At 42.8% G+C, this 12137-nt stretch carries 9 protein-coding genes and 2 pseudogenes; 3 read left to right on the top strand and 8 right to left on the bottom strand.

What is annotated here, in order from left to right:
- Positions 1 to 65: pseudogene (locus ACM0OZ_RS45885) on the top strand (hypothetical protein); the annotation flags it as partial.
- Here ACM0OZ_RS45885 and ACM0OZ_RS45880 read toward each other — a convergent pair.
- From ACM0OZ_RS45880 to ACM0OZ_RS45865, 4 genes and pseudogenes are all read right to left on the bottom strand, one after another.
- Positions 53 to 2716: pseudogene (locus tag ACM0OZ_RS45880) on the bottom strand (pentapeptide repeat-containing protein); the annotation flags it as partial. The pseudogenes ACM0OZ_RS45885 and ACM0OZ_RS45880 overlap by 13 nt on opposite strands.
- Before the next feature lie 501 nt (positions 2717 to 3217).
- Complete coding sequence (locus ACM0OZ_RS45875) at positions 3218 to 3718, bottom strand: hypothetical protein (RefSeq protein ID WP_414589640.1); 501 nt, start codon at positions 3716 to 3718, stop codon at positions 3218 to 3220.
- A gap of 109 nt (positions 3719 to 3827) precedes the next feature.
- Positions 3828 to 4223, bottom strand: coding sequence for a RidA family protein (locus ACM0OZ_RS45870; RefSeq protein ID WP_414589641.1), 396 nt, complete (start codon positions 4221 to 4223; stop codon positions 3828 to 3830).
- Positions 4224 to 4390: 167 nt separating this feature from the next.
- A complete protein-coding gene (locus tag ACM0OZ_RS45865; protein WP_414589639.1) occupies positions 4391 to 4819 on the bottom strand; it encodes an NUDIX domain-containing protein in 429 nt (142 codons plus the stop codon).
- Between the two features lie 188 nt (positions 4820 to 5007).
- Between ACM0OZ_RS45865 and malQ the strand changes: the two genes are divergently transcribed.
- A complete protein-coding gene (gene malQ, locus ACM0OZ_RS45860) occupies positions 5008 to 6516 on the top strand; it encodes a 4-alpha-glucanotransferase (protein ID WP_414589638.1) in 1509 nt (502 codons plus the stop codon).
- Positions 6517 to 6672: 156 nt separating this feature from the next.
- Here the strand turns inward: malQ and ACM0OZ_RS45855 are convergent, their stop codons facing one another.
- Complete coding sequence (locus ACM0OZ_RS45855) at positions 6673 to 7485, bottom strand: helix-turn-helix domain-containing protein (RefSeq protein WP_414589637.1); 813 nt, start codon at positions 7483 to 7485, stop codon at positions 6673 to 6675.
- Positions 7486 to 7518: 33 nt separating this feature from the next.
- Positions 7519 to 8277 carry a pseudouridine synthase gene (locus tag ACM0OZ_RS45850; protein ID WP_414589636.1) on the bottom strand — a complete coding sequence of 253 codons (759 nt, stop codon included), beginning with the start codon at positions 8275 to 8277 and terminating at the stop codon, positions 7519 to 7521.
- Positions 8278 to 8422: 145 nt separating this feature from the next.
- Between ACM0OZ_RS45850 and ACM0OZ_RS45845 the strand changes: the two genes are divergently transcribed.
- Positions 8423 to 9136 (top strand): DUF2993 domain-containing protein, encoded by a 714-nt coding sequence (locus ACM0OZ_RS45845; protein WP_414589635.1) that lies wholly within the window; start codon positions 8423 to 8425, stop codon positions 9134 to 9136.
- A 216-nt stretch (positions 9137 to 9352) separates the two neighbouring features.
- Here ACM0OZ_RS45845 and dps read toward each other — a convergent pair whose 3' ends face one another.
- Positions 9353 to 9901: a DNA starvation/stationary phase protection protein Dps gene (gene dps / locus ACM0OZ_RS45840; protein ID WP_414589634.1), complete on the bottom strand. Its 549-nt coding sequence runs from the start codon at positions 9899 to 9901 to the stop codon at positions 9353 to 9355.
- Positions 9902 to 10314: 413 nt separating this feature from the next.
- Complete coding sequence (locus tag ACM0OZ_RS45835; RefSeq protein WP_414589633.1) at positions 10315 to 11250, bottom strand: helix-turn-helix domain-containing protein; 936 nt, start codon at positions 11248 to 11250, stop codon at positions 10315 to 10317.
- Positions 11251 to 12137: the final 887 nt, after the last annotated feature.

The raw sequence follows: 12137 nt of genomic DNA, 5'->3' as shown, positions 1-12137 counted from the left end.
CCGCCCGACTAAGGTCCGCCTCTCTAAGGTCCGCCTCTCTAAGGACCGCCCGACTAAGGTCCGCCTCTCTAAGGTCCGCCTCTCTAAGGACCGCCCGACTAAGGTCCGCCTCTCTAAGGACCGCCCGACTAAGGTCCGCCCCTCTAAGGTCCGCCCCACTAAGGTCCGCCTCTCTAAGGTCCGCCCCACTAAGGACCGCCTCTCTAAGGTCCGCCCCACTAAGGACCGCCTCTCTAAGGTCCGCCTTGTGAAAATCTTTGCCGATGAGAATGCAGTTTTGCAAATTAAAAAAACTCAAGCATTTTAGGCAAAACACTTCATCATCATAATTAACTCTTTGCCCATGCAGCCGCGAAATCCAAACACCAAAATCTTTAAAATATTCTGTCTCTTGTTCTCCTGAAGTTCTTATGACTGAATCATGCCATTCTATATCAGAAATCTTTTCTGTGACTCTGGCGCAAGCATTTAATACAGCTAACAACGCTTCTTCTGCATTACGTGCAAGTCGGTTTTCTTCTTGAAAATTAAGTCTGGGTTCTAATTTTTCCATTGGCATACCATAATGCAGCATATAGCTAATGAGGTGGCACAGTGTCTGCTGCCATTTGCCAACTTCACTTTTATCCTTCAACCGCATTTCATTGAGAATAAAGTTAAAAATATACTTATCCATAGCGGTTGGACCACAGAGTTTTGCCCAGTCTTTTAGAGCTTCCTTTTCATTCCAATTTACATATGAATATGTTTTGCTAATTTCTGGCATCTCATGAAGACGCTTGACTTCATCGACTATGCGTCTTGCCGTCAAATACTCACCAAAACTCTTGTGAGTAAATTCAAAAGTCTCCTCGCTTCCTTTTAGACCACTTTCTCGGAAATAAAAGGCAGTTAAAAGACGAGTCAAACTAGCTTTTTTATCTTGCTTAAAAATATTGAGAACACGTTGTAAGGTATCGCTATCACAATTCTTTTCAATTTCTGTGACTGTTGTGGTTCTTCCATCCCCTCCATGCCATGCAGCAATAGCAATTCCTTCCAGGATACGAACAAAATCTTTTTCTTCAATTCCCTTAAGTACTAAATTGTTATGTGGCGAATTTTTATCAGCCCAAACCCGCTCATAAACTTGCTTTAATAAATCTGCATAAACTTCATTCAGGTTACTATCTTCAGAAAATACCAACTCACCCCGTACATAACTTAAAGCAACTAAGTAATTCAGCAAGGGTTGCGAAGTAATTTCTTTAAGACGACCTTGATCTAACTCTCCTGGTAAACTAGTATAACCGCGACCACTTGCTGTACCATAAAATTGCCACCATCGCTGCCGTTGGTCTTCTTCTAATAAATTTTGTTTATCAATATAAATATAGTTTTTTTGATTAATTTCTTCTTCAGCTACAAAATAAGGCAGAATATGCAAGATTTGCTTTGGTTTGCGGAACTCACTTTTATTCCTTTGCACCACCAGTTCTCGACCACTCATTAAGACTCGCAAACGAATTTGAGAGAAATTAAAACCAGAAACTTGTTTTTGCACTTCACTCACAAACTTTTGAGCTACGTCTTCAGCGATTCTACCTTGCATGGCTAGTTCATCTAAGCCATCAAAAATAATCAGCAATTGTAAAACAAAATTTTCTTCTTCCAAAGGATTGGGAGGTAAAGGAATGTCACGCATTAACTTGATAAATTTGGTAATGCCAGCAACCAAGTCATCCTCTGGATTTAAAAGGTGCAAAGGAATCAATAACACATGAAAATTTCTTTGTTTTACACCTTTTTTTGCCTGTTTGGCTGCAAACATTTTGGTAAAAGAAGATTTTCCACTTCCTGGTCCTCCACTAATAACGCGGATAGTATCTGTTTTGTCATCTCTATTTAACCACTCTTCTAGTTCTGTTTCTAAATCAATAACTATTCGCTTAGTCTTATCATTTTCACCCTCAGCTTTGCCTTCATAGTATCCACGTAAGGGAACATAAACATCTTTCAGGGTAAAAGCTTCATCAAAAATTCGTTGATTGATTTGGTTTTGCAGCCATACTGAATACAAACGCCATGCTAGTTCTTTTTTACTTTCGCGTTCAACAACTGCATGGAAAGGGCTACTGAGTTCTTCTAGCAAAGGAGTATATTTATCACTATTTTCCTTCCACTCTTGAAGCAAAGCATAGAAAAACTCGGTAGGAAGCCTATCACTAATGGCTTTGACCTCTGCCTTATTAAGACGAAAACTTTCTAACCACTCGGCAAAAGGAGTTTTGACTGCTTCAAGAAAATAAGTTTCGTTACCTAGATCAAAAGGAGTTTCATTAGATTTAATAATAAGCGATTCTATAGGATCGTCAAAAAAGCCAGGATAAAGAGTTAGTTCTTTGCTTATTAAAAATGTGGTTAAGCAATATTCAGAAAGCGCCACAATGATATTATTGTTTACTTGCTTATATATATCTCGATAGTCTTCCACCAAACTCTCTATTGCTTGCTTGAGAGAATAAAGAATGAGCAGCCAAGCAAGTTCTTCTGGTTGATGTTTTAGCCCCAGTGATGCACCAATGTCTACAACATTTTCTGGCACGTTGCTTAAATTAACAGTCGCAAGATTTGCTATTGTTTTGGCTAATGCTGTCCAAAGCTCTCGCTGCTTAATCTCAGGTTTCCTGACTAATTGACCGGGCTGAGTGACGCGAATTCCTGGTGTGCTGCTCATAGCCGTTGTATCATTTACGCTGGTAGAAATACTTATTTGATTTATCAAAACAATGTTTCACATCGCTTTTCCTAAAAGATACCAATAATTTTCATAATTGATAGAGACCACAACTTGTAAGGTGGGCAGTGCCCTAAACTTATGTGCATATCCTACGGTTTTACTTAGCACTGCCCACCCTACACTCGAAAAGTTTCGACCTCAAAACATCATACTCCGACCTCAGAACTCGAAACTTCGACCTCAAAACATCATACTCCGACCTCAGAACTCGAAACTTCGACCTCAGAACTCGAAACTTCGACCTCAGAACTCGAAACTTCGACCTCAGAACTCGGAACTCCGACCTCAGAACTCGGAACTCCGACCTCAGAACTCGGAACTTCGACCTCAGAACTCGAAAATTAAAGCTTTGAACTCGGAATGTCGAGTTCTACACTCAAACATCCAAGATCAAAGCTGTAACTTTCAACTTTTAACGTGGAATTGTCGAGAAATTTTCTACACTTGCGGCTTTTGAGGCTGCGCTTTGCGAGGTTTACGGGCAAACCTGCGTCCCATTTCATCAACCACTGAATCTAAACCCGTCCCTTTTCCGCTTGCCTTCGCGTAGTTGTAAACTATCAACCCCGCTGCATATGCTTGACTACCGACTGCCATCACAGTATCATCCACTAGTTCTTGCAGTTGAGTCAAGGACAGCAAAACCGGGTACAACGCTTCAAATAATTCCACGTCCCGGCGCATTTCATACAAATCAAACGACCGAGGCAAAAAGTCTGGATTCTGCGTTCCCACTTCTAACGCCCTAGTCACAAACGCCCGACTCTTGTCCCCTAACTTAGGTAAGGATTTACGCTCCTCAATTGTCAAACCTATCAAAAACGGTAATTTTTCCCGAATAGTAGCAATAGCCTGCATCACAGCTTGGCGATTGCCCAAGGGGCAGTGGCAAAGCCAATCGCTTTGGGAAAAACTAGCACTAATTCGATTCTCTGCCATTTTTGATACTCCTTTGGGATACCTAAATACAGTGTTCCCAAAAGAAGAAAGGCGATTAGCTCGTTATGATACGGCACTTTGAGCCATCGCTACGCATCTTCCTGAATTATCAACTGGCAATCACCGCGATACACTCAATCTCTACCAACACATCCTTAGGCAAACGTGACACCTGCACACACGCACGCGCTGGCGCTGTCGCTTCATCAAAAGACTTTGCATACACCGCATTCATTGCCGCAAAATCATTCATATCTGCCAAGAAAACACTCGTTTTCACCACATCCTCAAACCTCGCCCCAGCAGCCGTAAGAATCGCCTCCAAATTGGCCATCACCTGTTGAGTCTGCACAGTGACATCCCCTTCACCAACAATCTTTCCCGTACTGGGATCAAGAGGAATTTGCCCAGCCACAAAAACCAACTCACCAGAAGCTGCGATCGCCTGATTATATGGTCCCACTGGTGCAGGTGCATTATCAGTACGAATAACCCTTTTACTCATCTCTCCTCCTGTGCGCTTTTTCCGTTGCCTTTGCGGTTCAATTCCTAACCTATAGCGGTTCTCAATTGAATCCAACATAAAAGACCTAACCCGCTAGCCCCCTTCCCTACTAGGGAAGGGGGAAAGCCCCTCTCCTTATAGGAGAGGGGTTGGGGAGAGGTCAACCGCTATAACCTTGGACGTATACCATAATGCCGATACCGCCAATAATCATGCAGAATCTTATCATGGTCAAAACATAAATTCTTAGGCACGCCCCAAGACTCGAAAATTCCTATACCCTTAGCATCATCCCCCGCCTTGGGTTCACCGGTTGCCGTTGCCAAAAACACAATGCTTAATGTGTGCTGACGCGGATCGCGACTGGGGTCAGAGTATACATGAAATTGTTCAATTAACTCCACCTGCAAGCCAGTCTCTTCCAAAGCTTCGCGCCGCGCCGCAATCTCCACAGATTCACCGTAATCTACAAAACCACCAGGGATAGCCCAACCTAAAGGTGGATTATGTCGCTCAATTAACACTATAGGTCGATGAGGACGATCACCTAATTCGATGATGATATCAACTGTCGGAGCAGGATTTCGGTAACTCATAGTTATTAGTCATTAGTCATTAGTCATGAGTCAAGAGTCAACAGTGAAATATTTTTACTGTGAGCTAATGGTATCGGCTGGACAAAGGATAAACAACGCGAGTTTAGTGGATTCATAGCCAGTTACTGTTCCGTGATAAACTTCGGTGCGATAGCGCCATCGCGTCCTCAATTAATAGCAGGTTAAGTATGCCTTTTCCTAGATCCAGTGGTATTTTGCTACATCCCACCTCCTTTCCCGGTCGATTTGGCATTGGGGATTTAGGCTTAGAAGCATATCGCTTCATTGATTTTCTCAGAGAGAGCGGTCAGCAATTTTGGCAAGTTCTACCTTTAGGGCCAACTGGGTACGGTAACTCTCCTTATGCTTCTTTTTCAGCATTGGCTGGAAATCCCCTGCTGATTAGTCCAGACAAACTTGTAGAGCAGGGTTTGCTCACTGAGGAGGACTTTGCTAATTTACCAACATTTGAGGCGTCCAAGGTAGATTACGACAAAGTTAGACCAATTAAAATTGAGCTGCTCAAAAAAGCCTGCGAAAACTTTAAAAACCAGGCATCGCCCATACAGCAAACGGAATTTGCTGGTTTTTGTGACAGCAAGGCTTATTGGTTGGATGATTATGCCGCGTTTATGGCGCTTAAAGATGCCCACGATGGGATAAGCTGGCATAAATGGAAGCCAGAACTTGCCAAGCGCGAACCAGAAGCATTGGAACGGGTACGGCGGGAACTGACTGGGGAAATCTTTTTTCACAAATTCACTCAATATGAATTTTTCCGCCAGTGGTCGCAACTCAAAAGCTATGCCAACATGAGCGGTATTCAAATTATCGGCGATATCCCCATCTACGTAGCTCACGATAGCGCTGACGTGTGGTCCCATCGCGACATTTTTAGCTTGGATGAAGAAACGGGAGAAGCGGCGCTGATGGCGGGAGTTCCACCAGATTACTTTAGCGCTACTGGTCAATTGTGGGGCAACCCAGTTTATGAGTGGGAAGAACTGAAAAAACAAGACTATAAGTGGTGGATAGGACGTTTTGAGGCGTTGCTAGATTATGTTGATGTGATTCGCATCGACCACTTCCGAGGGTTTGAAACTTACTGGGCTGTGAAAAGAGGGGAAGAAACAGCCATAAATGGCGAGTGGATTAAAGCCCCTGGAGAAGAGTTGTTCGAGGCGATTAAACTGAAGTTGGGCAAACTACCGATCATGGCGGAGGATTTGGGTGATATTACGCCAGATGTAGAAGCGCTGCGAGACAAGTTTGAATTTCCCGGGATGAAAATTTTGCAGTTTGCTTTTAGTTCTGACGCAGGTAATCCGTTTTTACCGTTCAACTACCAGCGCAATAGCATCGTTTACACCGGGACTCACGACAACGACACAACCGTCAGCTGGTTCAATAAAGCGACAGAACACGAAAAGCAATACTTGTTGCTTTATCTGGGTTGTCAAAGCCCTGAAGGTATAGCCTGGGATTTGATTCGACTGGCTATGACTTCTGTGGCGAATCAGGCAATTCTCCCACTGCAGGATGTTTTGGGATTGGGAGGTGAAGCGCGGATGAATTTCCCAAGTAAAGCTGAAGGAAACTGGGAGTGGCGATATGAGGCGGATGCTTTGACGAAGGAGTTAGGCGATCGCCTACAAACTCTCACCAGATTATGTGGACGTGCGCCTCAACCTAAATGAGGAAGATGAGGAGGATGAGGAGGACAAGGAGGATGAGGGGGATAAAGAGGATGAGGAGGATGAGGAGGATGAGGAGGATATTACTTTCTCATCTCCCCCATCTCCCTCATCTCCCCCATCTCCCTCATCTCCCCCATCTCCCTCATCTCCCCCATCTCAATATGCAGTATTAGCTGCGATTGTGACTTGTTTCACTTTCCCAGGTTCTCCTAGTTGCTTGGCTTGTTGCTTGTTGACACTTACTAGCACGCCACCCGCATTACCAGCTTTGACAATTAGTTCTCCCTGCGCAATCCAAGTTCGTTGAGTTCCCTGTGGAAGTTCACCCTCGTACTGAACTTTGCCATCGGCTACCACTCGAATCCAAGACTTCTCTTTCAAAGTCACACCAATTTGCACCTGTTGATTGGCGTGAGTGCTGCTAAAAGATTCGCTCAAAGCTTGGCGTTGCTGTATTTGATTATTTGGCGTGACTTGTGGTTGTGCAAGACGCTGTTTTTGTGCTTTCGGGTTGCTTTGGCTATAACTTACTTGTGAAGTCGCTGTGTTGAGTAACCCAGACAAACCACTGACAGAGCAGAAAATTACAAATATGTATAGCACGTAAAGATGGACGGGGCGTAATTGATCTATCCCGTTGGTTTTCCAGCTTGGCTTTAAGCTTACCTGGTTCATACCTATGGGAAAAGTGCTAGAAAATTCTGCTCCATTCAACCCGAGTGCATCAGCAAATTGGCGTATCAAACCCTGAGTGTAAACTGGCTCTGGAAGTTCAGCTAAATTAGCTTCTTCTATCGCCTGCAATAGCCGTTTCGGAATTCTGGTCAACCCGACCATTTCCTCTAGGGATAAACCTTGTTCCAAGCGCGCAGCCCAAAGTTGAGCACCGATGTCGGCTAGAATTTCGGCTCTTTGTTGCTCTATTGAAGGTGTTGACTCTGGCTTGTCTTTCCTTCTTAGCCATTTCATATTCTGTTACACTCCTTAAACCACGCTGAATCATTAATAGGAATTTGCAGCAATTGCTTTTTTTAAAAAGCGAATTTCAAACTCTTCTAGGTGACGATACTCACCCTCAGCTAAATAGCCTTTTCCTGGCGTTTGTAATTGAATTGAACCGATAGCAGTGCGATGTAGTTTGATCACCGGATATCCCAATTGTTCGGCGATACGGCGAATCTGACGATTTCTCCCCTCCTTCAAAATAATTTCTAAACAGGTAGAATTGGCAAGCTTTTCTACGACTCGCACTTGTGCTGGTCGTGTTTTTCTCTCCTCCAAAACCACACCCTGACGCCACATCTGTAGCACTTCTTGTGGAGGATGTCCTTTGACCAAAACACGATATCTTTTGGGAATACTGTGACTGGGATGGGTTAGCCCAAATGTTAGGTCGCCATCGTTTGTAAGTATTAAAGCTCCTGTAGAGTCTACATCTAAGCGACCTACTGGGTGAATACCTTTACCGGAACTTATTTGTTTAGGTAGTAAGTCTAAGACTGTAGGTCTTCCTTGCTGATCCTCGCAAGTGGTTACCACTCCGGTTGGTTTGTGCAGTAACAGGTACATTAAAGCTGGACGTTGCACAAAAGACACGGGCTTACCATCGACCGTGATCGTATCTCTTTCGGGATCAGCTTTTTGACCCATATGTGCTAATTCACCATTAACCCGCACGCGTGAGGCTTTGATCATTTCTTCAGCTTCACGACGTGAGGCTATACCCCACTGAGAAAGAATTTTTTGTAACCGCGCCTCCATGTGGAAATTACTTAAAATGAATGGAAATCGTTGATAAACAAAGAATATATTTAAATTTTGTTGTTAGTTACTGTAAATGGTAAAGTAATAGCCGATTACAGTATTTGGCGCTTGTTAATAGGATATTCATAAGCAGAACGGTTAGATGCAATTAAATTCACAGTCAAAGAAATCAAACAAAGTACGCATTGTTACAAATATATTAACAACAGCACTAAAGCTGTGGTTGAAAACACAAGTGAGCGAAATCTCGGAACTGGAAGTAGAGATTAAAGCGAGCGATCGCCAAATTCTCTCTGGTTGCATTCCAAGTGTATCTATTTTTGCCAGTCATGCAGTTTATCGAGGTCTCCATCTTACACAGATTGAATTAGTTGCAGAAAATATTCGGGTCAACATTGGCTCAGTACTTAAGGGACAGCCACTGCGACTGTTAGAAAAAGTACCAGTGGTTGGCGAGTTGATTCAGTCAGAGGATGATCTCAATGCCTCCCTTTCATCTGCCTTATTACCAAGTGCTCTAAATGATGTTCTGGTTAAACTTTTACCAGAACACTCCCTAAAATCCAAGTCTATCAATTGGCAAAAAATTAAGCTTCACAACAGTAAAGCAATACTCTACGGTATTTTGGTAGACGAAAGCGAACCCACTGACTTAGATATTAGTATGAGCCCGGAGTTACTGAGCACACAGGAATTGCAACTCTCATCAATCCAAGTCAAAACCAATACAGGAGGGCTGTTTGAGGGGAATCACCAAGACCTTTATTTCAATCTAGGTTCAGATGTTGATATCCAAGAGTTAACTCTCGTTCCGGGGCAGTTAGTGTGTCGCGGACGGATTAACGTTAACCCCTAATCATTAAAAATAAGAAACTCAAACAGTACATTCTTTAGTTTTAATGATATATTTACCTAGAAAATATGATAGTTAAACTGAGTACAGCCTTTCTAATTTCTTAGCACCCTAGCTCGTAGTTACGCTTATCGTACCTGAGCCAGGAATCCTTACGAAACAGATGCAATTCTGTACTCAGTAGAACACAAGAGATTTTTTACAGTTGTTTGTCAGTTATCAGTTATAAGAAGCCACCTGATGATGCTCATCAAAGCATGAGGTCATCAGCTGTTCGTCCAAGAACCACAGACGCTTGTCGATTACCATCGAGATTTCAGCGTACAAGTACGCTGTATCTGCATCCCCCAAAATGGCAGTACGGTCAATGTTCTCCCACAGCAAAGAGCCATAGATGGATAGACGCTCTGCAAGAGATGCTACATGTTCTTGACGTTCTGTAATATGAAAGGGGTATTCAGGTAATACTGAGTGTTTGACAGCAGCCCGAGCAGTTCCTCTGGCTAAACCACCAAGAATTGTCACTCTCTCCGCAAGCAAATCAATATACACCTCTAGTTCCATGGCAATTTCATGAAACAGTTCGTGTAAAGTACAAAAGTTCATGTTTTTGACATTCCAGCGCGCCTGCTTGACCTGAGTCTTCAGATCAACGGTAGTTGCAAGCGTTTGGTTGAGGATGTCAATAAGTTGCGCTTGAACTTCTAAGGGTGTACTATTGCGAGTGGCATCAGGGCGAGTACAGCAAGTCTTGCGATTATCGTTCATACGCTCTCCTCAAAAAGAAATAGGAAAAGGACGTAGTGGTAGAACGCCCAGCAAGCACTTTTTTGCAAACGTCTCTTTGGAGATGCACCGCAATACTCATCACTTTCATTCGATTTCTCCCAACACCCGTGAATTTGGTAGGGCTATTTTCATGCTCCAAAACAAGAAATGCGGGGGATAAGGGAGGACATTATCCCCAGCCTTTATTGCTGCTGCAATTGTTGGGTAAACAACCTTGCTTTGATTAATGGGGCAAGAATTTCGCCTTATGGTTTCACGCGGCTTGTATTAGGAGATTCAACTGGCTCGAATACCACTAGCCGAGATTAATAGAGACTTTCATTTTTATCTAAGGTATATGAAACCGTGATTGCTGCTGTCTAGAGGATTCTTGCTGTTTTAGAAGATTCTTGCTATTTTCTGGAAGAGCGAATTTCTTTGGGTGTCACTCCTAGCAACCGCTTGAAGTGACGTGTAAATTGGCTTTGGTCAGCAAAACCAACCTGTGAGGCAATTTCAGAAATTTTTAGTTGACTTTGTAGGAGCAATATCTTGGCACGCTCAATTCGGCAGTGAATCACATATTGGTAGGGAGAAAGCCCTGTAGACTGCTTAAACAAGCGGGCGAAGTGGTACTGACTTATGCTGACTTCCTGTGCCATACTCGCAAGTAGTAAATTATCCGCTAAATTGTCAATAATAAACTCAATGACTCGCTGTAGTTTATACTTTGGCAATCCTCCTTGATATTCTCGAAGCTTGTGCTTGGGTGCAGAGTAATGCTGCAACAAGTGGGCTGATAGCGCAGTTGCCATTGATTCAGCGTAAAGGCGACTAGCCGGTCCATCTGATTCCAGTGCTGTCTTAAGAGCAAGCCCAATTTGATAAATTAACGGATCGGGTTTGGAAAAGTGTGGTATAATTTCCAAAATATCTGGGTCAACTGACTCACCCGCAATATTCGAGACAAACTCAGAATCTAAGCACAAAGCAATAAATTCCGATTCCTGAGGAGAATATATCTTGTGGGTAACTTGAGGAGGAATGACTGCTACGTCACCTCGTATACAGTTCTCGGTTCTGTGGCAATCGCCTAGCCATCGCTCCAGCCCTGACTGACTTTTTAGACGAATCGCAAGTGTGTAATGTGATGCGTAATGTTCCGGGCTTTCATACTCTGGTTGAACGTGGTATTCCAAAGACATATTCTCCCATCCAGCTTGGTGGCTAGATAGCAAAGGTGGTTTGGGGAGTACGCTCTTGCGAGCTTCGACTCTAGTCACATCAAGGGCTAAAGCTTTTTGTTGTCGCATTGATTTCACCTCGTCTGCTAGGCTTTTGCCGTTCATTGGGTCAAAAACGTGTTGGCTATAGCTTGTAGTGGCTTGGTGTCGGTAAACCTAACTTTTTGGGGGACTATTGAGGAGAGCGTTTCTTTTGGGAGTCACGCTTACACAGGAAGACAATTTCTTAGCTTATGACCGAAGAAAGAACTCAGTACTTAGTAGTAAGAATCGTTAATTAAGGTATAAGTCCCTCAAACAAGTTAAAAGTTAAAAGAAATATACTTTTACTTTTTACTTGGTTCTTTTTACTTGTTCTGCCATCCTTTTTAAATCCCCGCGCATTTATTTATGGGGATGCCCAAGCTGTGTTCTACGTTCTTTTTAAAACATAGATCGGTCATCGGCACTTAAGTGTCCAGTAGAATTGGCACACAGCGCGTGAAATTCAGCCTTAGAAATTGATATACCTTTTAAGTGTTGCTTTTTTGATAAAAACAAAATTGCAACTGTTTTTTCCTTTAAAGGGGAGACAACGGAAATTGTTACCCTCGCTAAGGAATTTAGCCCAAGGTTAGATACCGAAACATCGTGTTGGTTTCAGTAATAGTTATCATCACTATTAGCACATAATATTTATAAGAAGTTAAAGTCATCTTTACAATTAGCAATAGAATCTATAAAAGTTTCCGCAAACAAACTTAAACAAAGTAGATGTAAACAAAAATGATGAATCACAGCAGGTTTGTTGCTTCATAATTCATCACATATCTTTAATATTTTTTACTTAGTCAAAATGACTAATTAGTAATAAATACTTAATATCCTGAAAGGATGTTTTGCCAGTTGATTTTCATGTATTTTGTCGATGTTCGTAATCGCGGTTCATCTTGCACACAGACGTTGTACCAAATAACTGAAAGACGGAGCAATATGGAGTGAGTTGTAGTAAG

The organism is Scytonema sp. PCC 10023 (assembly GCF_963920835.1).
In the GTDB taxonomy this organism is placed as follows: Bacteria; Cyanobacteriota; Cyanobacteriia; order Cyanobacteriales; family Nostocaceae; genus Kalymmatonema.
The sequence above is the reverse complement of the archived record's forward strand: the minus strand, read 5'-3'. Positions and strand labels throughout refer to the sequence as shown.